Source organism: Bifidobacterium sp. LH_424 (genome assembly GCF_056356895.1).
Genome location: NZ_JBKEVC010000002.1, coordinates 206,624 through 231,094 on the forward strand (window position 1 = coordinate 206,624; position 24,471 = coordinate 231,094).

17 protein-coding genes, 1 tRNA gene and 2 pseudogenes are annotated in these 24,471 nt (G+C 62.5%); 16 read left to right on the forward strand and 4 right to left on the reverse strand.

The window, feature by feature from the left end; genetic code table 11:
• Positions 1 to 160: 160 nt before the first annotated feature.
• Both AC1AYP_RS03830 and AC1AYP_RS03835 read right to left on the reverse strand, forming a co-directional pair.
• Positions 161 to 2,599 (reverse strand): HAD-IC family P-type ATPase, encoded by a 2,439-nt coding sequence (locus tag AC1AYP_RS03830; protein ID WP_476502311.1) that lies wholly within the window; start codon positions 2,597 to 2,599, stop codon positions 161 to 163.
• Positions 2,600 to 3,122: 523 nt separating this feature from the next.
• A complete protein-coding gene (locus AC1AYP_RS03835) occupies positions 3,123 to 5,162 on the reverse strand; it encodes a S1C family serine protease (protein WP_476502273.1) in 2,040 nt (679 codons plus the stop codon).
• A 544-nt stretch (positions 5,163 to 5,706) separates the two neighbouring features.
• On the opposite strand from AC1AYP_RS03835, the gene tgt reads away from it, so the two are divergent.
• The 3 genes from tgt to AC1AYP_RS03850 all read left to right on the forward strand — a co-directional run bounded on the left by tgt (position 5,707) and on the right by AC1AYP_RS03850 (position 8,251).
• On the forward strand, positions 5,707 to 7,056 hold the full coding sequence (tgt, locus tag AC1AYP_RS03840) for a tRNA guanosine(34) transglycosylase Tgt (protein WP_476502272.1): 1,350 nt from the start codon (positions 5,707 to 5,709) through the stop codon (positions 7,054 to 7,056).
• Positions 7,057 to 7,238: 182 nt separating this feature from the next.
• Complete coding sequence (locus AC1AYP_RS03845; protein ID WP_476544762.1) at positions 7,239 to 8,072, forward strand: nitroreductase family protein; 834 nt, start codon at positions 7,239 to 7,241, stop codon at positions 8,070 to 8,072.
• 93 nt (positions 8,073 to 8,165) lie between these two features.
• Positions 8,166 to 8,251, forward strand: a tRNA-Leu gene (locus tag AC1AYP_RS03850).
• Positions 8,252 to 8,308: 57 nt separating this feature from the next.
• Here AC1AYP_RS03850 and AC1AYP_RS03855 read toward each other — a convergent pair.
• Entirely contained in the window at positions 8,309 to 8,641 is a 333-nt protein-coding gene (locus AC1AYP_RS03855) for a putative heavy metal-binding protein (RefSeq protein ID WP_476502270.1), read from the reverse strand.
• A gap of 461 nt (positions 8,642 to 9,102) precedes the next feature.
• Between AC1AYP_RS03855 and AC1AYP_RS03860 the strand changes: the two genes are divergently transcribed.
• The 13 genes and pseudogenes from AC1AYP_RS03860 (at position 9,103) to rhuM (ending at position 23,537) form a co-directional block, all read left to right on the forward strand.
• Positions 9,103 to 9,951, forward strand: a complete 849-nt coding sequence (locus AC1AYP_RS03860) for a GNAT family N-acetyltransferase (protein WP_476532485.1) — start codon at positions 9,103 to 9,105, stop codon at positions 9,949 to 9,951.
• A gap of 517 nt (positions 9,952 to 10,468) precedes the next feature.
• Positions 10,469 to 10,574 (forward strand): annotated as a pseudogene (locus AC1AYP_RS03865) (DivIVA domain-containing protein); the annotation flags it as partial.
• An 8-nt stretch (positions 10,575 to 10,582) separates the two neighbouring features.
• Complete coding sequence (locus AC1AYP_RS03870) at positions 10,583 to 10,831, forward strand: DivIVA domain-containing protein (protein WP_476546808.1); 249 nt, start codon at positions 10,583 to 10,585, stop codon at positions 10,829 to 10,831.
• Complete coding sequence (locus AC1AYP_RS03875; RefSeq protein WP_476546791.1) at positions 10,828 to 11,265, forward strand: very short patch repair endonuclease; 438 nt, start codon at positions 10,828 to 10,830, stop codon at positions 11,263 to 11,265. Before AC1AYP_RS03870 ends, AC1AYP_RS03875 begins: the two co-directional genes overlap by 4 nt.
• 234 nt (positions 11,266 to 11,499) lie before the next feature.
• Positions 11,500 to 12,654, forward strand: a complete 1,155-nt coding sequence (locus tag AC1AYP_RS03880) for an ATP-binding protein (RefSeq protein ID WP_476546792.1) — start codon at positions 11,500 to 11,502, stop codon at positions 12,652 to 12,654.
• Positions 12,655 to 12,951: 297 nt separating this feature from the next.
• Complete coding sequence (locus tag AC1AYP_RS03885; RefSeq protein WP_476546793.1) at positions 12,952 to 13,872, forward strand: hypothetical protein; 921 nt, start codon at positions 12,952 to 12,954, stop codon at positions 13,870 to 13,872.
• Between the two features lie 942 nt (positions 13,873 to 14,814).
• On the forward strand, positions 14,815 to 16,821 hold the full coding sequence (locus tag AC1AYP_RS03890; protein WP_476546794.1) for a Sau3AI family type II restriction endonuclease: 2,007 nt from the start codon (positions 14,815 to 14,817) through the stop codon (positions 16,819 to 16,821).
• Between the two features lie 82 nt (positions 16,822 to 16,903).
• Positions 16,904 to 18,169, forward strand: coding sequence for a DNA (cytosine-5-)-methyltransferase (gene dcm / locus AC1AYP_RS03895; RefSeq protein ID WP_476546795.1), 1,266 nt, complete (start codon positions 16,904 to 16,906; stop codon positions 18,167 to 18,169).
• Between the two features lie 18 nt (positions 18,170 to 18,187).
• Positions 18,188 to 18,406, forward strand: a pseudogene (locus tag AC1AYP_RS03900) (DUF3427 domain-containing protein); the annotation flags it as partial.
• Positions 18,407 to 18,601: 195 nt separating this feature from the next.
• Entirely contained in the window at positions 18,602 to 19,915 is a 1,314-nt protein-coding gene (locus tag AC1AYP_RS03905) for an ATP-binding protein (RefSeq protein ID WP_476532493.1), read from the forward strand.
• Between the two features lie 27 nt (positions 19,916 to 19,942).
• Positions 19,943 to 21,055 carry a metallophosphoesterase gene (locus AC1AYP_RS03910; RefSeq protein ID WP_476546796.1) on the forward strand — a complete coding sequence of 371 codons (1,113 nt, stop codon included), beginning with the start codon at positions 19,943 to 19,945 and terminating at the stop codon, positions 21,053 to 21,055.
• 267 nt (positions 21,056 to 21,322) lie between these two features.
• Complete coding sequence (locus AC1AYP_RS03915) at positions 21,323 to 22,102, forward strand: hypothetical protein (protein ID WP_476546797.1); 780 nt, start codon at positions 21,323 to 21,325, stop codon at positions 22,100 to 22,102.
• A gap of 124 nt (positions 22,103 to 22,226) precedes the next feature.
• Positions 22,227 to 23,537 (forward strand): RhuM family protein, encoded by a 1,311-nt coding sequence (gene rhuM, locus AC1AYP_RS03920; protein ID WP_476546798.1) that lies wholly within the window; start codon positions 22,227 to 22,229, stop codon positions 23,535 to 23,537.
• On the opposite strand, the gene msrB is transcribed toward rhuM, so the two are convergent.
• Positions 23,441 to 24,466 (reverse strand): peptide-methionine (R)-S-oxide reductase MsrB, encoded by a 1,026-nt coding sequence (gene msrB, locus AC1AYP_RS03925; protein WP_476546799.1) that lies wholly within the window; start codon positions 24,464 to 24,466, stop codon positions 23,441 to 23,443. The genes rhuM and msrB overlap by 97 nt on opposite strands.
• Positions 24,467 to 24,471: the final 5 nt, after the last annotated feature.

Sequence of the window (24,471 nt, forward strand, 5' to 3'; positions counted from 1 at the left end):
CCCTCGTAGGCCAGTTGCCTCCGCGCAAGGACGACGAGGTACCCCTCCCGAACGAGAAAGCGCCATGGGCAAGCACTGCGACCGCGTGAAACCCGCACACCGCAACGCAGCACCGACGCGTCACCATCACAGTACCGGCGCAGCGCGAACAGCGATGCCACTAGTCCCGGTCCAACACGGCGGTGAGCGCCCACAGGATGCTCACCACGTCGATGCCCTCCTGCAGGAACGCGCCGACGACCACCGGGATCAAATTGAACGCGGCCGCGACCATGCCGACGACGGCGAGCGCGAGACCCACGATCACGGCCTGGAGCATCACCCGCTTCGTACGCCGCGCGATGGCGATGGCGCGCGGCACGGCGGCGATGTCGTCGTTCATCACGACGACCTGCGCCGATTCGGAGGCGGCGGTGGACGTGCCGTCGGTCATCGCGACGCCGATGCCCGCAGCCGCCAGCACCGGAGCATCGTTCACCCCGTCCCCCACCATCATCGTGACGGGCTCGACCGCCGCATGGGAACGGACGATCTCGCCGGCTCCTCCGTTCCCGCGTTCCCTGTCGCCGCCGGCGACCGCACGCACCGCCGCCACCTTGTCTTCGGGGAACAGCTCGGCGTGCACCTCGTCGATACCGACCTCGCGCGCGATGATCTCGGCCGAGGCCCGCTTGTCGCCGGTGAGCATCGTGAGCTTGGCGACACCCAGCTGGTGCAGCTTCGCGAGGGCGGCCTTCGCGTTCGCGCGAGGCACGTCGCGCAGCACGATGCGCGCGACCAGCCGCCCGTCCACCGCCACATACGACGCCATCTCGTCCGCCGCCAGCATCCCGAACCGGGCCCCACTCTTTGCGCCCCTCGGCTTCAGCTCGCGTTCGCGTCCCTGCCTCGCCTTTGCGCCCCCTTCCAAGGGAAGCCGCTCCAGCTCGTCACGTCCCTGCCTCCCCTTTGCGCCCCCTTCCAGGGGGAGCTGTCCGCGCAGCGGACTGAGGGGGTCTCCCGTGCCCCGGCCCGTCCGTCCGGCACCAGCCACCGTCACGAATCCGTCCTCGCCCGCGGCCGCGAACGCCAGCCGCCCGACGCGCACCGCATGACCGTTGACTTCGGCGGAGATTCCCTTGCCGGATTCCTCCTTTACGTTCGTCACGACTGGATAGTCACGCCCGTATCCGCCATGGGACGCGACGGCCGCCGCGCTGTCGCCCGCCGCACCGCCGCCCGCAACGGCCGCCGCGTTCTCCGGGCACTCGCGCCGCCCGGCCGCGTACCGCGCATGCAGCCGTCCGAGCGCCTCGCGCCCAGCCGCCGCGATGCCTTTGGCGAGCACATGCACCGAATAGCTTTCGACCACGCCCGCGAACATGAGCACATGGTCCTCGTCGAGTCTCGGCACGCGCGCACCCGCAACACCGGCGCCCACGGCATCGCCGTCATCCACCATCTCCACGCGCACGACCTGCGGCTGCTTGACGGTCAGCGTGCCGGTCTTGTCGAAGAACACCTGCGTGACGCGCCCCAACTGTTCGATCACATCCTGCGTCTTGATGAGCACGCCGGCGGCGGCGAGGCGCGACGTGCCGGCGATGTACGCGACCGGCGCGGCGATGAGCAGCGGGCAGGGCGTCGCGAGCACGAGCACCTGCGCGAACCGCAGCGGCGTGCCGGCCACCGCCCACGCGACGCCGGCGATGAGCAGCGAGAGCAGCGTGAACGGCACGGCGAGCTGGTCCGCGGTCCGCACGACCGCCGGCCGCGACTCCTGCGCCTGGCTCACCATCGTGAGAATCCGCTGGTACTGCGAGTCGGCGGCGACTTCGACGGCGCGCATGGCGAGCGTCGTCGAGCCGTTGACCGCGCCGGACATGACGCGCGCGCCAGCGTACACTTCACGCGGCACAGGCTCGCCGTTGATCGCGCTCAGGTCGAGCGTGGCCGCGCCGGACAGCAGTTCGCCGTCGACCGGCACGGTTTCGCCGGGAAGCACGATGATCACGTCGCCGAGCCGCACCTGGTCGACGGGCACGGTGTCGAATCGCGCGTCCGCGCCCGGCCGCACGCGCGCGTCGGCGCGCGCGACGGCCGGATCGCAGGATTCCGGGTCACGGCCGGTGATCGCGCACACGTCGTCCGTCGGCCGCGTGGCGCGACGGAAGCCATCGTCGCGGATCGGCGCGATGTTGCGCGCCGCTCCCCTGCCCACGCCGGGCAGGTTCGCGACGTGTGCGGTGCGCGGCGCGGCGTCGAGCAACGCGGTGAGGCTGTGTTCCGCCTTCGATTGCGCGTATTCCTCGATCGCCTCGCCGGACGTGACCATGAGCACGACCGCCCACGACGCCCAGTATTCGCCCACGACGAGTGTGGACAGCATGGCGAGGACGGCGAGCAGGTCGATGCCGACCTGGCCGTGGCGGATGTCGTCGATCATGCCGATGACGGTGTCGGTCACGGTGTATGCGACGAGCGCGACGACGATCCACTGGCCGAGCGAGAGATGACTCAGTGCGGCGAGCACGGACGCGTGCGACGGGAGCGCGCCCCACAGGCGGATGTTCCACAGCAGGGCGACGGGAATCGCGGAGAGGACGACGACCGGCAGCATCGGCAGGCGACGGCACAGGTCGGCGAGCGCGGGGATGATGCCGCGGTGTTTCGATGGGGTGGCCTGGTCGACTGGATCGGCGGTGAGGGATGGGATGAGCTGGCTCATCTGATGCTCCTTACGCTGGTACGGGCCGGGCGTGCCGCTTTGCAATCGCTTGGCCTTGACGGTATGCAAAACGTGACGCACGGCTGGTTCGGTCACGCCTTGTTAACCCATCGGCGGCATCGGGGCGGGAGCGGGGCCGGACCCTGCGCTTCCACATGATGCATCGCTCGATACACGGCGTAAAGAATCGATATTCGGTTATTGCGCTGCCACTCTAACAGCGGCCCGCGAGCGCCGCAACCCACGGCGTGGGTCGCACGCATTATGCGCCCCCTTCAGGGGGAGCTGTCGGCGCAGCCGACTGAGGGGGAGCAGGAGCACAACGGCGCACCCGCGTCCCCCACCTGCGGTCGGCCCGGAAACGGGAAAGCCCCGGCACTCGCGCGAAGCGAATGCCGGGGCCGGACGCTGCCAATCACCACATGTTGAATGGGAATCCGTTGCTGCCGGAACCGTCCGAACCGTCGGAGCCGGAACCGGAACCATCCGAACCGGAGCCGTCGGAGCCGTTGCCGTTCTGGCTGTTGGAGTCGGAGCGGTTGGAGCCGTTGACCTTCTCCTCCTGCTGGTCGAGCGTCACATCGACGTCCATGGTCTTGCCGTCGCGCACGATGGTGAGCGTCGCCTTGTCGCCGAGGGCAGAGGCGCGCACGAAGCCGAGCAGGGAGGCGTTGCTGCCGACCGCGTTGCCGTTGAAGGCGACGATCGTATCGCCTTCCTTCAGGCCGGCCTTGGCGGCCGGGGAACCGGAGACGACCGCGGAGCCGGACGAGCCCTTGGTGATCTTCGCGCCGGCGCGGGTCACGCCGTCGGCCTCGACCGTGTCGGAGGTGATCGTGATACCGAGCGCCACGTGCTTGACGGAGCCGTTCTCGATGATCTCGTTGGCGACGCGCTTGACGAGGTTCGACGGGATCGCGAAGCCGATGCCGATCGAGCCGGCGGTGCTGGAGGACGACGAGCTGGAGGTGGAGGCGATCGACGAGTTGATGCCGATCACCTGGCCGGCCGCGTTGAAGGTCGGGCCGCCGGAGTTGCCCGGGTTGATGGCCGCGTCGATCTGGACCGCGTTGGTGACGATGTCGTTGTTGTTGTCGTCCATCACCGTGACCGGGCGGTTGAGCGCGGAGACGATGCCGGAGGTGGCGGTGTCGTCGTAGCCGAGCGGGTTGCCGACGGCCATGATGTTCTCGCCGACGGCGAGCTTGTCGGAATCGGCGAATTCGACGGCCTTGAGGTCGCTCGGCGGATTGTCGAGCTTGATGACCGCGAGATCGGTGGTGGTGTCGGTGCCGACGACCTGCGCGGAGTACATCTGGCCGTTGGAGAGCGTCACCTGGATCTTCTGGGCGCCGGAGATCACGTGGTTGTTGGTCACGATGTGGCCCTTGGTGTCGAGGATCGCGCCGGAGCCTTGGGCGGAGCCGTCGGACAGCTGGGTCTGGATGGAGACCACGGAGTTGGAGACCTCCTTGGCGACGGCCTTCCAGTCGGGGGCCTCGCCGGACTTCGCGGTGGCGGAGCCGGAGCCGGAGGAACCGGAGTTGACGTTGGCCAGCGAGCTGGTGGTCGGCACCCTGACCGCGCCGCTCGTGATGGCCGCGTAACCGACGCCGAGGCACAGGCCGGCGGACAGGAGCGCGGCGACCACGCCGATGACCACGCCGCGCACCGTGCCGTTGGCGGCCTTCGGGCGGGCGTTGAGGTTCGGGGTATTCGGATCGTTCGGGTTGTTCGGGTTGAGACCGAACGGGTTGCCGTTGTTCGGGGTTCCCGGGGCGCCCGGGGCGGACGGGTTGGGGCCGAACGGGTTCTGCTGCGGGTTCTGCGGGTTCTGCGGATTCTGCACGCCCTGCGGCGCGAACGGATTGTTGGAGGTTCCCGGCGCGCCGGCGTACGGGTTGCGGTCCGGCGCGGGCTGCGTCTGGCCGGCGGATGCGCCGGGCTGGGCGCCGGTGCCGGGCTGCGTGGGCACCGGGCCGTAGGCGCCGTATTCGGGGGCCGGACGGTACTGGCCGTATGCGGGCTGGGACGGCTGGGAGGCCGGGGCCGTCGGCTCGGTGGAGCCGGTCGGCGCCGAGGAGACCACGGTCTGCTCACCCTTGGCGGCGGCGTAGTCGGGAACCGCTTCAGGCGTGTTCGACGCCGTGGCGGGCGTGGAGGCGATCGGGGCCACAGGCGCGGTCGGGAACGTCCGGGTCGCGGCGGAGCCGGATGCGGCGGCCGCCTGCGCGCCTTGCACGGCCGACGGATCGATGGTCTCGGTGGGCTGCTCGTTGTCCGCGGGCTCGCCGCCGTATGCGGGGGCGAAGCTCTGCGTGGCCTGCGCATCCCGCTGGTCGGAGGTATCGGCACCGGTCTGCGGCGTCAGCGGTTGCGTGGCCGAGGTCTGCTCCTCCTGCGGCTGCGTGTTCTGGTCACCCTGCGGGTTCCAGCTGTTCTGCTCATCAGCCATAATCGTCTGCTCCTTCATAGGAACGGCGGCTTCATATCGTTGTCTGCACTTCAGCAATCTCGCCGCCGGTTCGTATTGCTACCTAAGAGTAAAGGCAGTAGCTCTGGATGTTTCCTGAATGTTCGTTGGAAGTGCCGAGTGAATCTTCTACCGACTTCCCGCATGCGCCCATCCGGGATGCCCGCCCGGTTCGCCTAGGCGGGGTCGCCCGGCCGAGCCTTTTGCGCGCACTCGTCCGACGCCACCGCCTATCTCGCTTGCAAGGGGTGGATGCGACGGGCCTCGAACCGCTATCCCCGTTGCAAGGGGTACTCCGCCGACGGGAAACCTGCGCCGGGCGTCGGAATTCCTCCAAAACCTCCCGGGTACACCGTCTCCGGCACCCCTCCCAACGGAGATACACATCGACGTACGTTCCGAAGTACCCCTCATAAGCGAGACAGCCCTACGTCGTCCTTCCATCCGCTCCGCCGCACGCATCTCCAGCGGTTCCGCCCGCCCCATCGACCTTCCCGCAATCCGCTTGTCCGCCTAAAGTGAAGCTATGACCGACAACCCCACGAACACTACAGCCGACGCCACGGCGAACACCGACGCAACCGCCGTAGTCGACCTCAACGAGCATCCGCGCGGTGCCGCCCCCGGCAAACCCGGCGACCGTGCCGCGTTCTCATTCGAGACCATCACGCGCCTGCCGGACGCGGCCGACGGCAAGGGCAAGGACGGCGCGCGCTACGGCCGCACCGGCATCATCCACACGCCGCACGGCGACATCCGCACGCCCGCGTTCGTGCCGGTGGGCACGCAGGCCGCGATGAAGGCGGTCCTGCCCGAATCGATGCGGGATCTCGGCGCGCAATGCCTGCTCGCCAACGCGTTCCACCTGTTCGAACGCCCCGGCGAGGACGTGCTCGACGCGGCCGGCGGCCTCGCGAAGTTCATGAACTGGCACGGCCCGACGTTCACCGATTCCGGCGGATTCCAGGTCATGTCGCTGGGCGTCGGCTTCAAGAAGACGCTCGCGATGGACGTGACCGGCATGAAATCGGACGACATCATCGCGGAAGGCAAGGAGCGCCTCGCCTGGGTGGACGAGGACGGCGTGACGTTCAAATCGCCGCTCAACGGCGACGAGCACCGCTTCTCCGCCGAGATCTCGATGGGCATCCAACACAAGATCGGCGCCGACATCATGTTCGCGTTCGACGAGCTCACCACGCTGATGAACACGCGCTCCTACCAAGAGGAGTCGGTGGAGCGCACGTACCGCTGGGCGCAGCGGTGCGTGGCCGAGCACCAGCGGCTCACCGAAGCCCGCCTCGGCAAGCCGTACCAGGCGCTGTACGGCGTGGTGCAGGGCGCGAATTATGAGGATCTACGCCGGCACGCGGCCGAGCAGATCGCCTCGCTCGACTTCGACGGCGTGGGCATCGGCGGCGCGATCGAGAAGCGCATCATCGGCGAGACGTGCGCGTGGATCTGCGACGCGATGCCGGAGAACCGGCCGCGTCACGTGCTCGGCATCGCGTCCGTGGACGACATCTTCGCGTGCGTGGAGAACGGCGGCGACACATTCGACTGCGTGGCACCCGCGCGATGCGCCCGCAACGGCGCGATCTTCACGCGCCACGGCCGCTACAACATCAAGCGCGCGCAACACAAGTTCGATTTCGGGCCGTTGGAGGAGGGCTGCGACTGCTACACGTGCGCGCATTACTCGCGCGCCTACGTGGACCATCTGCTGCGCGCGCACGAGTTCACCGGGTTCACGCTCGCCACGATCCACAACGAGCGGTTCTTCGTGAAGCTCCTCGACGACATCCGCGCCTCGATCGACGGCGGCTACTTCGAAGAGTTCCGCGACGAATCCCTGGCCCATTTCTACGGCAAGTAGACCCCGCCCATCCTTGGCCCCCCTGACAGGGGAGCAGCCAACGATTTTTAGCAGCGAATCCCTGACCCGACTTGGCTCCCCCTGTCAGGGGGAGCTGTCCGCGAAGCGGACTGAGGGGGTCCCATCCGCACCATCACCCCGTCACCCCACCCATCACCTCAATCAATCACCGCAAAGGCATCATGATGAATCTTCTCGAAGCAATCGACGCGCGCCACGCGATCCGCGCCTACACGGACGAACCGGTCGCGGCCGACGTGCTCGCCGCGTTGCAGGCCGAAATCGACGCGTGCAACGCGGCGAGCGGCCTGCACATACAGATGACCACCGGACTGGACGACGCGTTCCTCGGGCTGAAGACGCACTACGGCCGGTTCAAGGGCGTACACAACGCAATCGCGCTGATCGGGCGTGCGGGTGACGCCGGCGACGTGAATGGCACGGGCAACGCGGGTGGTGCCACGCTGCAAGCGTTCAAGGACGCGGACGGCACGCCGGTCTCGCCGGCTGCCGCCGCGCTGCAAGAGCGGGTCGGATACTACGGCGAACGTCTCGTGCTGCGCGCCGTGCAGCTGGGATTGGCGACGTCCTGGGCGGTGCTGGACGGCACCGAAACCGTGCCGGCGGCCGATGCATGGTGGACGCTGGACGATGGCGAATCCGTGGTGTGGGTGATCGCGTTCGGCCATGGCGCACGCCCGGGCGGGCGGCGCCGCACGAAGCCGATCGAGGAACTGGCGAGCGTGGCGAACGGTGCGACGAACGGTGCGACGGAAGGCACAACGGAAGGCGGAGACGCCGGGACTTGGCCGGACTGGTTCGTGCGCGGCATGGAAGCGGCGATGGCCGCGCCCACGTCGCTCAGCCAGCAGCCGTTCCACTTCACGCTCAACGAGGATGGCTCGGTGACCGCGGAGGCGTTGGACGGCCTGTTCGCGCACGTGGGTCTCGGCTGTGCCGAATACCACTTCGAGATTGGTGCCGCCCCGCACACGGTGGAGTGGCGCGTAGCCTAGGTGCGTCGAAACGCGGCATCCTCGGCGCGACACGCCGAAGACACGCTCGATTTGCGTCTCTCGACGAGGTGGTGCTAAGTTATCCACTTGTCTGCGAGTGTGGCGGAATGGTAGACGCGCTGTCTTCAGGTGGCAGTGAGTGTATGCTCGTGGGGGTTCAACTCCCCCCACTCGCACCAGCAAGAAAGGGCTGGAACCGAAAGGTTCCTGCCCTTTTGCTTTGGTTCGACCCCCTCTCACCGGGCGCGGGCGAGCTGGACGGCGGTGCCGGAGGTGGTGACCATGAGCATGGAGCCGTCGGTGCCGAGCACTTCGTAATCGACGTCCACGCCGACGACGGCATGGGCTCCGAGCGCCTCCGCACGTTGCTGCATCTCGGCGATCGCCTCGTTGCGCGCCTTCATCAGTTCCTCCTCATAGCCCTGGCTGCGTCCGCCAAACATGTTGCGGAAACTGGCGCCGATGTCCTTGAACATGTTCACGCCGGCGACGACCTCGCCGAACACGATGCCCTGATAGTTCGTGATCACGTATCCTTCGACCGTTGGTGTCGTAGTGACGAGAATCATGATGCCCTCCTTGGCCTTCCATATCCGATTCCGCTTTCGGTTCCATTCGAACCCGCATACGCCGCTTCGCGCACGCGCGTTATGACCATCATAGCGACGAGGACCGGCACATGGTCCGTGGCGTGCGCGCCCGGCGGCGACCGAGTCCGTGCGCGCGCCGCTGCGCCCATACCCATCACGCACCCCCTTACACACTCCTCCAGCCCCCATATACCCCCTATCTCACCCTGCCTCGTCGCACATTCCCGCACCCCGGCCGCGTGCCCTCGGCGGAACTCCGCCGGTAGAACTCCGCCGATACACCAATCCCCCTCCCTGCCGGAACGTAGTTGTGAACAAGACCACAATCCTCATCCCCCGCGGCCACATATTGAATAGGGGGTGTATACGAGGGGCCCAACTACCTAGTTTTCGGGGGTGGGATCAAGGAAGGAACAAGAAGGAAAGAAGGATTCTGCACCATGCCATGCGATACCGGCTCGGATGCCAGCAACGCAATCACCTTCAACCAGCACATCGCCACACCGGTCCAAGGACGTTCCACCGCCGGGCGACGCCATGTCATCAAAGACACCGCCACGACCGCGCCCTCACCGGGCGCGCCCATCCACATCGTGTCGATCCCGCAGGTCGCCGTCCGTCAGGACATCCGCAGCGGCGGCTTCTATACGACGGACGAGCCGGCGACCGATCCCAGCGCCGACGACGAAGCCGTCATCGTCAAGCCACGCCGCTCCAGAAGGAAACGCGCCGGAGCCAGACGCCGCGGCCGGCGCGGGCCGGCGCCGCACCTGTCCAAGCCGACGATGGACGACCTCGACGACCTGCACACGCTGTTCGCCGACCCGCGCATATGGTGGAACATGCCGAACCATCGCCACACCAGCATCGACCAGACGCAGACGATGCTGGAGCACTGGATTCACGACTGGCAACGCCATGGCATCGGCTACTGGGTCATGCGCGACCACAGCGGGCACTTCCTCGGCACGGGCGGCATCCGTCGCGCCGGCGACATTCTGAACATGCGCTACTACATACCGCCACGGCTCTGGCATCTCCGGTACGGCTCATACCTTGCGGCGAGCGGACAGAAGATCGCCGCGCAATACGATGCGGCGCTGCCCATATTCCTCGCGGCATTGGCGCGCAACTACGCCTCCTGCATGATCGCCGACAAGCTCGGCTTCGTCGTGGTGCGGCGTGACGTCGACTTCACCGCCGACGCCGCGTCGCGCAGAATCTACGCCGACCGCGCGGTACGACAGCAGGACATCGACAACTACCTGAGCCTGCGTGAGACCGTCTGAGCCCTAGGCGCCGGATTCGGCGCGGAACCTGCAGGGTTTGGGCGGCGACCTGCACGGTTCGGAAGGCGACCTGCACGGTTCCCACAGCAACCTGCATAATTCGACCAGCAACCTGCAGGGCCATCCCGTAAAGAAGAGCCCCTACCCGCCGATGGCGGCATCCGGAATCGGCAGAATCATGCGGATTCGCCGGAACGGAAAAACCAGCGGTCGGAAGTTCTTCAAGGGGACACCCTGCACATTCGCCGTCAGGGACTGCACATCTGCTCAGAAACCCTGCAGGTTCGTGCCGAAACTCCGCAGGTTGCCGCCCAAACCCTACAGGTTCGCCCCTGCGCTCCGCACATTCGTCGCTGCGCCCCACCCTTCGATGCCCGATGGCTCGTTCCCTGCGGCGCCGCCGGGTCTCAACGACCCAGGCTAAGCTGAAGGGCTATAAGACGACCAGCCGCAGCCGGCCCCGCCCGAAGCATGAGCCCGGCCGCCGGCCGCCGGCCACCGGTCGCCAGACGGGAGGATGACGATGGTCAACGTGGATGATATCCGCAACAAGACGTTCCAGACCGTGCGCTTCAGGGAAGGGTACGACGTCGACGAGGTCGATGATTTTCTCGACGAGGTCATCGCCCGCCTGAAGGCCGGCAACCCGATGACGGCGACCGAACTCGCAGCCCGGACGTTCCAGACCGTGCGCTTCAAGGAGGGATACGACGTCGCCGAGGTGGATGGGTTCCTGGACGAGCTCGCCCACGGCGTGACGACGGACGGCACAACGGCGGGCAGCGGCGCAGGCGTGCGCCCCTCCGCCTCGGGTTCGGGCGGCGACCCGTTCTCGAACAACAGCCCGTTCTCGGGCGACGAGGCGCAGATCCCGTGGTGACCCCGAAGCCCCCGGAGAAATACGCGCGCGGCACCCGGTCGTACACGATGTCGCATATCCGCGGCAAGGACACGTCGATTGAGATGCTGGTGCGCAGCTACCTGTTCCGCCGCGGACTGCGGTTCCGCAAGAACGACAAGCGCTACCCCGGGCACCCGGATGTGGTGCTGCCGAAGTGGCGCACGATCGTGTTCGTGAACGGCTGCTTCTGGCATGCGCATGAGGGGTGCGCGCGGCATAGCACGCCGAAGTCGAACGTGGAGTTCTGGACGGCGAAGCTGCTGCGCAATCGCGAGCGCGACCGCCGCCAGCATGCGGAGCTCCGGGCGGCCGGCTGGCGCGTGATCGACGTGTGGGAGTGCGAGCTCGTGAAGTCCAAGCGCGAGGACCGCCTCGCCCGCCTCTACGACGAGATCGTCGGCGGCAACATGTAGCAGCGGCGCTGTCATCGAGAGCGCTGGAACCACGCCTGACGGCAGCGACGGTGCCTCCCGCGACGCCCGCGCCATGCGCGAAGCAACCAGTCACGATTCCATGCAGAATTCTCAGTAGGTATTATGTCAAACTGTCAGTATCTCCTATGCAAAACTGTCAGTAGAAGTTATGTTAAACTCTCAGTAGGAGTCGATAATCGTTGAAATGACGGGAAGATAATGATACCTAGGACATTGGCCACGGATATCGATGAACTGCTCGCCGGATTCCCCGTGGTTTCCATCACAGGCCCAAGGCAAAGCGGCAAGACCACGCTGGCAAGAGAGCTACATCCGGAATTCCTATACGTCAGCCTGGAAGATACGGACACTCGGCATCTCGCCGAGGATGATCCGCGCCTGTTCTTCACCATGTACCCGAAGCACACGATCATCGATGAAGCACAACGCGTTCCTGAGCTGTTCTCGTATCTCCAAGGCATCGTCGATGCCACCAACGAACCGGGGCAGTTCATCCTCACCGGTTCCCAGAACTTCCTGCTGCTGAAGTCCATCTCGCAATCACTGGCCGGACGAGTGGGGCTCACGTATCTGCTTCCTTTGACCTATTCCGAAATCCTGGCGGCCGGGCTTCAGCCCGGCAATCTCGACGAATGGCTGCTCCGAGGCGGATACCCCCGTCTATATTCCAGCCGCCTGTCCCCGAACCGCTTCTTCGACACCTATGTCAGCACTTATGTGGAACGCGATGTGCGCGGCGAACTGGGAGTGCGCAAGCTCGCCGATTTCAGGCGATTCCTCGGATTGTGCGCCTACCGCATCGGAGAACTCACCTCCGACAGTTCCCTTGCCGCCGACGCTCGCATCAGCACAAATACCTCCAGTGATTGGATGTCGATTCTCGAAGCGAGCTTCGTTACATTCCGCCTGCAACCGTATTACCGCAACTTCGGCAAGCGTCTGACAAAGACGCCGAAACTGTACTTCTACGATTCCGGCCTGGCCGCACACCTGTTGGGGTTGGAAAGTGTGGATGACCTGCGTTCGAACAATGCGTTTCGTGGGCATCTATTCGAGAACATGGTCGTTTCGGAAATCGTCAAGGAGTACTACTCGCGCGGCAAGACACCACACGTCTACTATTGGCGCGACTCCAACCAGAAGGAAGCCGACCTGATTGTCGAAAAGGCGGGGCGTATACGGTATCTCGTGGAAATCAAGGCGTCCTCCACTTATGATCCCCACGCGTTCGCCACGTTGGATTCCCTAGGAGAATTGATGGGATGTGATGCCAATCAAAAAGTGCTGGTCTACGGCGGTGATGATTCGTTCATGACACGGCATGGGCGGGTCATCAGTGTGCGGCAGCTACACGAATTGGTGGAATAAGCAGAGCAAACGACAAAACCGCCTGATGTCGTTCGTGCGCAACGGCGCGACCGTGGGCGGATAGCCGTCCGGCCACAAGTGGCCGTTCCGCGATGGATGTCAACTCCCCTACTCCCGCATGCATGACCAGACGTGTTCGCAAACGACATTGCCCTTTCGACAGTTAAATGGCAGCGGAACAAAGGGAGAAACGTATCTGAACATCGCCTCCCCACGAACGATATTCACGGCCATGCGCCCTCTCCGAGTAGGACAATGGAGACAGGATGAACCGATGAGCATCGACCGAGGAGGATCGTGAGCGCCATTCCCGAACCGCAGTTCCAGCAGCCATTCGACGATCAGGACGGCACGCAATATACCGGCATCCGGCAAGCCGACGCCGCTCCCGCGTCGTTGGAGTCTCCCGCCCCGGAGCCTCCCGAACAATCGTGGCGTACCACCAGTTGGACCGGCACCGACGCCCCTCGCGCAGACGCAGAGAAGGCGGCAGACTCACAGCAGTTCAGCATGGCGTGGTTCTACACTATGTTCGCCTTGTTCTGCTGGGTGTTCGCCATTATGGGGGCCGTGATGGAGTTGGATCAGCACGGAAGCATCGTGCCAGCGTTGCTGTTCGGCATTCCGGCGATCATCACCACCGTAATCGCCGTTCGTCTGTTCCACCAGTATTACGAAATGCATCATGACGCGAATCCCTACGCAGGACTCGTCGGCATCGACGGGAAAGACATCGCTTCCGAGCTCGGTGTCAAATCGTTGCAGATGCAGCACTACGATTCGGACGACCACCCCGACCCCTATCACATCGATCGCATCCTGTTCCCTCCCATGACGGCTGCGACCTTACGGTTCCCCACTTCCATCAGTCCGTATCTTTGGCGGCAGAACCGACCGCCCGTACTGGTAAGGAACGATATCAACGATCAGCTCGACCAGCTGGCGGCATCCGAAACGACGGTGAGCATTCACCGCATCATCACCGACAGCTTGAATGATTGCGAACGACTGAATATCGCCTATATCACGCTTCGCATCGCAAATGGAAGAGCATCGATCACCGACATCGAATCCCTCAGCACAACAGGCCAGCAGATGGAGTTCAAGAACAAAGGCGCAATCGCCTGTATCTCAGGCGGCCGGTACGACGACGACGCGAAAGCCCTCATCGCCGGTGCCCCCAATGCACGCTTCAAGCCTCGTTCCTCGGCGCTATAGGCGACACCGCAACATGTGAGTCAGGCGACAATCGCCGATTCCGTTCATCCGCGACGGCGCGATCGTTGACGGCGCGCAGTCCGGCCGCGAGTAGTCGTTCCACGCCGAAACGCTTGACGACGTCGTAAACCTGTCCGATGACTGTACCAAACTGCTGGCGGTCACAGCGAATTAGGCGGCGAGCATGACGAAGACGCATGCGCGAGTAACTCCGTAGGTCGTTATCGGGTTCCGTTGGAAACCGAATGGGATGAACCAAGTTACATGCATTCCAGAAAGCGCGGAATATGGCCGATCGTCTATCAAGCTATCTGCTCAAACGTCGCATCAGTTCCCAGCGGAATCGCTAAACCCCCTACACAAGCACCAATGCTCTCTGACAAGACGTCAATAAGTGTTCCTTTGCATCTTCGTTTGCATCATGTCACCACATGTCGTCGTCCACCCATGCAATCGCGTAGTCGAAGGCCGCTTTCACCGCGTGGAAGCGGCGGCGGCCTAGGTTATGAAGGCGGCGGCGCGGGCTGCCGCTAAACGCGCTGCTGGCGCTGACGGGTGGGAGGATGCTGGTTGGCTGGAATGCCACACGACAATTAACCGTTCGGCGTGAATCGGGATGTGCCGCTTACGATTGCGTTCGTGGTCGTCGTGCCGTAGGTTGCGATGTAGGTTGTGCGGCTGAGTTCCTGTCTGATGCCGGATGGTCCGGTGACGTTCAGGGTGCGGTTGTGCCTGTTCAGCACCAGTTGGCGTACGACCGTCGATTCGGGGATACAATCATGGGTTGGAATTCCATCTGGCGCGCACGATTCTGTTTCCGTTTGACGCGGAACGTCCGTTCGCGCTGCTTGGTATTACGGGGAAACGCGATGTGGTGGGGAGGTAGTGGATAGGATGAAGGAAAGAGTAAAACGACATAGTGTTCTTATCAACGGAGATGATATGGCAAAACGACAATCGACCACAAACAACCGCACATACATCATCAAGGCCGTTTGCCTAATTGGCAGTGCGGTCGCGTGCGTAGCGCCTCCCCATAATGATGACGGCGTGTGGTCACTTCCAGGTGGAGAACAGCATGAAGGAGAAGACGCGACCACCACGCTCGAACGTGTCCTTCATGGAATGTACGAAGGAGAGCTCAAGATTGGCACCGAATTGTGCCGAACGGATATTGTGCTCAACAGCATACCTTGTCGCGTAACGACATACATTTGCTATCCCGATAAGATGATTCGTCACCTTGAAGACGGCAGCGTGATTGCATGGATTACTCCTACGGAAATGGCAAATCACGTTTGGCTCGGAACAGACGAGAAGGCCGCCGACAGGGTAATGTCTCCTCTATTCGGGAAAAGCGAATACCGCACCAAGAAGGCCATACAAGAGCACGCCCTCGACGCAATCGACCTAACACTGGGAGAAATCGATTCAGACAATACGAAGAGCCCCAACAATAAAGGCTATCCCGGAAACGTCATTGAACAAATATGGTTTAGTCACCAAGCCGACAACATTTCTGCCCCGGATTTCCCAGAGGCAGGCGTCGAGCTTAAGGTAACGCCAATTGACGTCAAAAGGGTCAATGGCATTATCGTTTTCCAAGCAGGAGAACGGCTCGTTCTCAACATTATTAATTATCGCAACGAACGGTTCTCCTCTTTTACCACAAGCTCATTCTGGAACAAGAACAAGTTCCTTGAAGTCATTCAATATCTACGTCGCGATGTTTCAAATAAAAGAAAGGATGAAGATAAGCGCAAATATAAAGTCAAATACGCAAATCTCTTTGCATTAGAAGATATCGATGAGCCAGATTTTCCAAACAGCAACCTAATCAGATTATCCGACAAGCATATGGCGGAAATCGAACAAGACTGGAACAAAATCCACCAGCTCATTGTTGAAGGACGAGCATCTGAACTTACGGAGTCGCTCACAAGAACTTTAGGCACATGCACCAAGGGCAATAGAGATTATCGCTACACCACGCAAGCAAACGGCAAATATGCCAAAAGCCGAGCATATTGCTTTAGGCAGGGATTCATGACGACAATTCTCCAAGAATACATTTTGGGAGAAGAACCACCTCAGAGTCTTATTCGAGACGCGGCAGCTCTTGGAAAACGCTCTGTCGAAGATATCATCCTCGACTATTTCCGTCCTTATGAGAAACAAACCATGCTTGAAATCACAAGGCGGTTTAATATTTCGTGGCCCAACACAAAAGTGCCCAAAAATCTCGCATATATGGCCATTCGACGCATGTTGCATCTCACCGGTCCCGATGAGGGAAAAGGGACGGACTCTGATTTCGACAAACTCAATGTCGAAGAGTTCAACAATGGTCAGATACGCATTAAAACCATTACTCTTTTCCATGGCAGACCGAAAGAGCATTTCAAGGTACAGGGCATCCCTGATTTCTTCGAACTGACCAGACAGACTGAATGGGATTCGTCCGACTTGTATGGCCTGTTGGAATCACAGCGTTTCCTGCTACTTGTGTTCAATAACGAAAATCCCAGCAAGGAAGACACCGATCCCGCTGGCATTCGTTTTATGGGAGCAAAATTCTGGAGCGTCAGCGCGGAGGACCTCCACGGCCAAATCCAATCGGTATGGGAGGAAGATGTCAGCAAAATCCGCGAAGGAGTCCGACTCCGCTATCAGAACGGTAGGGTCTATAACAATTTCGTCAAACCTGCGGATGATAGAATTCTTCATTTGCGCCCCGATGCCGCGAAGGCACAATATTGCCCTCCATACTACGAAAAAGCATCCGACAAAAGACCACGCCTTGTCAACAATTCCCGCCGGCTTCCTGCACCGGCTCATTGGAATAACAAGCCCGATAGTCCCGCATTCACGAACGACTATATGACCAAGCAGGCTTGGTGGCTCAACATGGAGTACATGTTCAAACAAGTGCAGGATTTGCTAATGTAGTCCAGGTCTACCGCTAGATTGATGGATTTTGCATAGTCGAACAGGACATTCGAGCACATCTGTTCGGATCGAAAGGATTGCCGTGGCCAACGAGATTAGAGTCGCCGAGCTCTTTGCCGGCGTGGGCGGGTTCCGCCTTGGACTTGATGGCTACGGCAATCCCGGAGACGATTTCTACATGAAGCCCGCCGGGCCTTTCCACACCGTGTGGGCCAACCAGTGGGAGCCCATGGGCCAGAAGACCAAGCAGTTCGCTTGGCGCTGCTATGAGAAACGCTTCGGCAAAGGTTCCTGCGTGAACGAAGACATCGCCAAGGTACTGGATGAGGTCGAGGCCGGCGAACGCACCATCCCTGATTTCGATATGCTCGTCGGCGGCTTCCCCTGCCAGGATTACAGCGTCGCCAAGCCTTTGGCCCTTGCCGCCGGCATCGAAGGGCGTAAGGGCGTATTGTGGTGGAGCATCAACCGTCTTTTGGAAATGCGCCATCCCAAGTATGTGCTGTTGGAGAACGTGGATCGACTGTTGAAGTCCCCCGCAAGCCAACGCGGACGCGATTTCGCGATTATTCTCTCCTGCCTTAACCGCTTGGGATACAACGCCGAATGGCACGTCGTGAACGCGGCCGAATACGGCATGCCCCAACGACGCCGAAGGGTGTACATCTACGCCGAGCGCAACGGGTCATGGGACGAGCCGGAAACCCAACTGTTGTCGACCGGCGTCATGGCACAAGCGTTCCCCATCACTCGCAGCGTGAAGGAGAAAGAGCCCGCCAGCTTCGATATCGGTGAAGACCCCTATGAAATCACCCAAAGCTTCGGCAAGGGCGATAAGGTCAGCGTGTTCCGCAATGCGGGCGTCATGATCGACGGCCACGTGCTGACCATGCGCGTTGACGCCGTATACGACGGACCGCACAAGACGCTCGGCGATGTGCTTGTACCCGCTTCCGAAGTGCCCGAACAGTTCTGGATTGATGATGCCAAACTGCCGTCATGGCAGTATCTCAAGGGCGGCAAGCGCGAGGAAAGGACCACCGCCGCCGGATACACGTACACGTATTCCGAAGGACCTGTCGCTTTCCCGGACTCCCCCTCCGCCCCCAGCCGTACCATCCTGACCGGAGAGGGCGGAGCCGGAGCCAGCCGTACCAAGCACGTGGTCGAACAGGATGGACGCCTTCGCCGTTTGGTGCCCGACGAACTGGACCAGCTCCAGATGTTCCCCAAAGGCTGGACCAACGACGGCATGACCGACGGTCACCGAGCCTTCTGCATGGGCAATGCCCTAGTCACGGAAATCCCACACCGCATTGGTCTTGCCATAGCGAAACGACTGTCTTGATTCCATACGGGCGCGACTGACTGGCAGCGCACGCACTTCGTGCCGTTGTTCGTCATGCGCAAGGCGGAGGAGGCTGACGGGCGGTACTACTACGTCGGCCATGTCGCCGCGTTTGACCGGCCGACGCTCACCACGAAACCCACCGCGTCCGGCGAGGGACGCGTGAACGTGACGCTCTCCACGCTGCGGCTCGCCAAACCACTCGACCCGGAACTCTACCGCCACCTGACCAGCTGAAACAGCCAAGGTGATTGTGGCCGAGGCCAACTGGGAGACAGGCCGACAAGCCCAGCGAAACAAACCGGGCAGTGCGTGCCCTCGTCGTCCCCTACCCAAAGTCCACATGAAAATGTGCCTATTTACGCAAAAAGTCCACATGAAAATGTAGCATAAACATTAAAAAGTGCGCATGAAAATGTAAGGAATGGCCTAATGAAGCGGTTTCTGATGCACCGTCTGGAGGAATGGCAGAAATCCCCCAACCGCAAGCCGATGCTGCTAGAAGGCGCCCGTCAGGTCGGCAAGACCTGGCTGGCCAACGAATTCGGGCGCACCCATTACGACAAAGTCGCATACGTCTCTTTCTACGACAACGCCACCATGCGTGCCCTCTTCGAGTCAAGCATCACCGTCGAGCGGCTGATCCCGGCACTATCCATCGAATCGGGGACTCGGATCACCCCCGAAGATACACTCATCATCTTCGATGAGGTGCAGGAGGTTCCTCGTGCACTGCTTTCGCTGAAGACCTTTGCCGAAACAGCACCGCAATATCACGTACTCGCCACAGGTTCCAGTCTCGGCATCGCCTTGCACCCCGGCACCTCGTTCCCCGTAGGCAAGGTCCATCGGCTGAAACTCTATCCACTGACATTCCTGGAGTTCCTCGATGCGGCCGGTCAGGATGCCATGGCCGATCTGCTCACCTCGCAGAACTTCGACCTCATCGACGTCATGCACGACAACATCATGACGTGGTTCCGCTACTATCTGTATACGGGAGGCATGCCCGACGCCGTACTTGGATTCGTCAGAACGTTCCCGAACGTCGACTTCACGGCCATCCGCACCATTCAGAACACATTGCTGGCCGACTACCGGGATGATTTCTCCAAACATACCGGCACCGGTGAGCGCGGAGCCTCGTTTACCCTGCGACTGAATCAGGTCTGGGATTCATTGCCTTCCCAACTTGCACGCGAGAACAAAAAGTTCATTTACGGGGCGGTACGATCCGGAGGCCGAGGCAAGGATTTCGAACTGGCGATCCAATGGCTCAAGGATTCTTCTCTGGTACTGCAAGTGCCGCGCGTCAGCGCCCCGATGCATCCGCTACGCGCCTATAGAGATGATGCGGCTTTCAAACTCTACAGCCTCGACGTCGGACTGCTTGGCGCCATGAGCGAGCTGGACGTCAAGACCCTCATCGAAGGGGATCGGTTGTTCCAAGAGTTCAAAGGAGCCCTCATCGAGCAATTCGTCTGCCAACATCTGACGGCGAAACTCGAATCGACGCCTTGCTACTGGTCCGCATCGAACTCCAGCGGAGAACTTGATTTTCTCTATGAGACATCCGGTGAGATCATTCCCGTGGAGGTCAAGGCAGGCAATCACACGCAAGCCAAATCGCTTATAGCCGCCGTACGTAAGTACGACTTCCCCGCCGCCTTCCGATTCTCCACCCGTAAGCACCACGACGGCGGCGCCATCAAGGACATGCCGCTATATATGGCGGGCATCGTGTAAGACGGCAAGCGGGAAAGGAACGGAATCATGCGGATTGACGATCTCATCTTCGGCACGTACGATGCCGACGACCAAGACGGGTCTGCGGCCATCGCCAGGGCACGCGTATTGCCCGAACCGCCGCAGCGCGCGAAACGATGGCGGCGCGGGCTTGGGCAGGATGGTTCGCGCGCCGACCGCATCCTCTTCTCCGGCGACATCCACTGCAAGAGCGCGAAGATCTGCCCGATCATCGAGGAGACGGCGGATCGCACCGACGCCGGCACGATCGTCCTGCTTGGCGACCTGCTCAACGAGTGGGGCATCAGTGCCGCCGGCGAGGTCGCCGCGTTCGAACGGCTTGCGGAGTGGGTGAATCGGCAACGCGAGCAGCGCGAGGTGATCGTGTTGCTCGGCAATCACGACCTCACCTACTGGGCGGATTCCGCGATGGCCGACCATCGCGCATTCCGCGACACCTGCCCCGGCTACAACGATGCCGCCTATCCGGACGTGCATTATCTGCTGCACATGATGCGCCCGCGGCTCGCCTACGGGTTCGCGGATGCGCGCGGGAATCAGGTACTCGCCTCGCACGCCGGCGTCACGCAGGCATGGTGGGAGTGGATGATCGGCAAACTCGCCGATGCGGGCGAGCCATTGCCGGGAGAACCATTGTCAAACAAGCCGCTGCCGGATGAGATACTGCCGGGCGGCGGCTCCACCGAAAAGACCGGCGCCCGCTCCCCCATCCCCGGCGCAGCGCAGGTAGCCGATGCGATCGACGCGTTCGCGCAAGGGCATATCGCCGGCGGCATCCGGCCGTTCGGCGTAATGGTCGGATATGAGCGCGGCGGCTGGCCCGGATCGATTCCGTCGCCGGTCTGGACCGGCATGGAGGAGTTGGCGCTCGACCCGCTCGTCGGATACCGGCAGATCGTCGGTCACACGCCGGTCACCACGACGCTCTACCGCCGCTGTGGCATCGGCACGGGTGAGCCTGCCGCAGCCGGACGCCAGTCGGGGCGCCATCGCGCGGAGTTGTGGTATTGCGACACACATTCGCTGTATCGCAACGGACGGCCGATCGGCGACGACTCACTGCTGCTGTACGACCGTGCCGCCGGCGGCGCGTGGAGCGTCACGCCGCACGCGCAGTGACGCGACAGTGGGCGGCGCCGCGGACCCACCAACGCCCCGAGCCTTCGCCCCGGACGGTGGCTTCGTGGTGTTGTTTCACGTGAAACAACACCACGCGATACACATGAACAGCGGATGAACTTACGAGCCCACCGCCCCGCGCTCCCCTGCACGGCGATAATCTGGAGGAAACGCGGCTCCGGTCAGAACGCGCAGACGCATAGCCCATCGAACGAGTCCGGGCGATCGGAGCGAACACGAAACCACAGGACGGAATGGAGCGGCACGGTGGCCAGCAGCAACAAGTCTCCCAACCCAAACAACCCCGGAAATTCCGGTTATGCGGGCAGACAACGCCGCATACTGATACTTCTGCCGGTGATTATCGCCGTCGGCATCGGCGTGACCATCTGGTCTGCAATCACCTACGGCGGCATCCGAGGACTGTTCCTCGGACTCACCGCCGACTTCGCGCTCATCATCGTATGGGCGGCACTGTTCCTCAGCGCGCGCAAACTCGCCGCCGCGGAACGGGAGGCGCGGGAGCGCGCCGAACGGCAGGCTCGCGCGCAGACGGCGGACGCACGCCGCACCCCGCACCTTGCGCAACAGAACCTCAACCCGTTCGAGCAGAAGACCTCCATTCTCCAGATGCGCATGGCGGACCACGCCCGCTCCCTCATCGACGCCAACGCCATCAAGGACGGGCGCATCAGCACCATCTACGTGCATGCATCCGTGCAGAACGACGCATCGAAGTGGGATTGCTTCTTCCGCGCCGGAGACGGCCTTGTCGGCGCGGGCGACCTGCTCCGCAACGAACCCGACGAGAGCCGACGCGCGTTCTTCGACTACGGCCGCTCGCTCATGGACGACTACCGCGCCGTCTGCGCGCAATACCATGTGGACGAACCCACCGAACTGCGCATCACCGCGAGCGCCGGCACGCATGCGATGCATACGGACGTCAACTACCAGCCGCTCGACGGCAAGCACGATGACCCGTACACCGCATGGGCATCGGAGGTCTACGCCTCCATCCGCAACGAGCAGGCCGGACGCGGATAGCCGAGCGCGAACCGACGGCCGTTCGCCCCATCGCCCGCCGTCCCCCACCCACCGCGCGACGCCAGGAAGAGCGTCAGGTTCGCGCTCGACGTGTTGCATATAGCACATATGCTATATTAGGGATATGAAAAGCATTGAGGAGCTGCGCGGGGAGCGCCGGCGACTGCACGTCACGCAGGGCGCGGTGGCGAAGGCCATGGGGACCACCCAGTCGGCGCTATCGCGCGCGGAACGCGAGGGAAATCCGACGCAGGATTTCCTGCAGCGGTACGAGCAGGCGCTCGACGCCCTCACCAGCCCGCTCACACCGGCCACGGCGAGCCTCACCGGCATCATCTTGCCCGATGCCGATGATGAGCCCGACGTGGCCGCATCATCAGACATCGTCACGAACACGCCGCCCCACGAATCAGCCAAGAACATTGAACTGTACCGTTCCGAGGACGGCACCATACAACTGGAAGTCAATGTGAACGGCGACACGGTATGGCTGACTCAGGCCCAGATGGCGGAGCTGTTCGGCCGTTCCGTAGCGTCGATTTCCCGGCATATCACCAACGCCATTGCGGAAGGAGAAATCAACGGAGAAAGCAATTTGCAAAAAGTGCAAATTGCCCAATCCGACAAGCCTGTCACCTACTACGATCTCGACGTCATCATCTCCGTGGGTTATCGCGTGAAATCGCAACGCGGCGTGCAATTCCGCCGCTGGGCCACCACCGTGCTGAGGCGATACCTCATCGATGGCTATGCGGCCAACAAGCGACGTCTGGAACAACTGGGAAGAATCGTCAACGTGCTTGCCCGCAGCGACAACCAGCTGGCGGCCGGCATCGCGGATGTGGTATCAAGCTACCTGCCGGGATTGGACATGCTGCGCGACTACGATGCGCGCGAACTATCTCCTGAACCACAAACACATCCGGTCTGGAAACTCGGAGCCGATGACGTCCATGCTCTGGCGATGCGCCTGCGACAGGCGTACCCCGCCGATTCGTTGCTCGGACGGGAACGGGGCGAATCCGTGGAACGCATCATCGGCGCCATCTATCAGAGCTTCGACGGCCAGGACCTGTACCCGACAGTCGAGGAGAAAGCCGCGCATCTGCTGTATTTCATGGTCAAGGACCATCCGTTCGCCGACGGCAACAAACGTATGGCCGCCGCACTGTTCGTGCGATTCCTTGAGGGAAACGCCGACGCCTTCGCCGGCGGCCATACGCCGGAAATCACCAACAACGATCTTGCGGCCATCACGTTACTCGTAGCGGTAAGCGACCCTGACGAAAAGGACGTGATGATTGATTTGGTAGAACGGATGCTGGCCGAGCCGCGCCGTCACTCGCCGGCCACACCGGCCACACCAGCCGCACCGGCACCATCCACACCGTCACCGTCGGCATCGCCGTCGACCGCCGGGATCCACTTGGCGTAGCCTTCGGCCTCCATGCGGGAGCGAGGCACGAACCGCAGCGAGGCCGAATTCATGCAGTAGCGCAGGCCGCCGCGCTCGGCGGGACCGTCCTCGAACACATGGCCGAGATGAATCTGCGTGTCCGCGGTGCGGATCTCGATGCGCGGGCGGCCGGGCACGCGGTCGTCGGCATGCTCGGTCAGCGAGGAGGCGTCCAGAGGCTTCGAGAACGCGGGCCAGCCGCAGCCGGAATCGAACTTGTCGCGCGACGAGAACAGCGGCTCGCCGCTCACGATGTCCACGTAGATGCCCGGCTCGAACGTGTGGTCGTACTCGTTGACGAACGGACGCTCGGTGGCGGCGTTCTGCGTCACCGCGAACTGTTCGAGCGTCAGGTCCCAAATCTTCTCCACGTACTTCTGGCGGCGCTTCACGTTCGCGATCGCGGCGAGCGGGATATGGCAGTAGCCGCCGGGATTGTTCACCAGATAATCCTGATGATGCGCCTCAGCCGGGTAGAAGTTGCGCAGCGGCTCGATGAGCACGGCCGGACGCTGCGGCTGACGGTCGATCAGCTGCTCGATCGCGGCGATGTAGGTCGACCGCTGCGCATCGGACGTGAAGAACATGCCGGTACGGTACTGGCGGCCGGAATCCTCGCCCTGACGGTCCACGGAGAACGGGTCGATGACCTCGAGGAACAGCAGCGAAAGCGTGCGCAACGTCACGCGCGACGGGTCGAACGTCACCTTCACGGTTTCGGCGGCGTCGGTCTGACCCGCGCACACCTGCTCGTAGGTCGGGTTCTCGACGGTGGACTGCGCGTAGCCGACAGTCGTGTCGGTCACGCCGTCCACGTTCTGGAAGTAGCGTTCCAGCCCCCAGAAGCAGCCGCCCGCGAAATAGGCGACGTTCGTCGCATTGCTCTTGTTCTCATTCGTATCAGTCATGCCCC

Bases quoted from the DNA above. Each gene is read 5' to 3' on its own strand.
- AC1AYP_RS03830 (WP_476502311.1), bottom strand. From the start codon at position 2,599: ATGCTGCCGGTCGTCGTCCTCTCCGCGATTCCCGTCGCCCTGCTGTGG.
- AC1AYP_RS03835 (WP_476502273.1), bottom strand. From the start codon at position 5,162: ATGGCTGATGAGCAGAACAGCTGGAACCCGCAGGGTGACCAGAACACG.
- tgt (WP_476502272.1), top strand. From the start codon at position 5,707: ATGACCGACAACCCCACGAACACTACAGCCGACGCCACGGCGAACACC.
- AC1AYP_RS03845 (WP_476544762.1), top strand. From the start codon at position 7,239: ATGATGAATCTTCTCGAAGCAATCGACGCGCGCCACGCGATCCGCGCC.
- AC1AYP_RS03855 (WP_476502270.1), bottom strand. From the start codon at position 8,641: ATGATTCTCGTCACTACGACACCAACGGTCGAAGGATACGTGATCACG.
- AC1AYP_RS03860 (WP_476532485.1), top strand. From the start codon at position 9,103: ATGCCATGCGATACCGGCTCGGATGCCAGCAACGCAATCACCTTCAAC.
- AC1AYP_RS03890 (WP_476546794.1), top strand. From the start codon at position 14,815: ATGGCAAAACGACAATCGACCACAAACAACCGCACATACATCATCAAG.
- AC1AYP_RS03905 (WP_476532493.1), top strand. From the start codon at position 18,602: ATGAAGCGGTTTCTGATGCACCGTCTGGAGGAATGGCAGAAATCCCCC.
- AC1AYP_RS03910 (WP_476546796.1), top strand. From the start codon at position 19,943: ATGCGGATTGACGATCTCATCTTCGGCACGTACGATGCCGACGACCAA.
- rhuM (WP_476546798.1), top strand. From the start codon at position 22,227: ATGAAAAGCATTGAGGAGCTGCGCGGGGAGCGCCGGCGACTGCACGTC.
- msrB (WP_476546799.1), bottom strand. From the start codon at position 24,466: ATGACTGATACGAATGAGAACAAGAGCAATGCGACGAACGTCGCCTAT.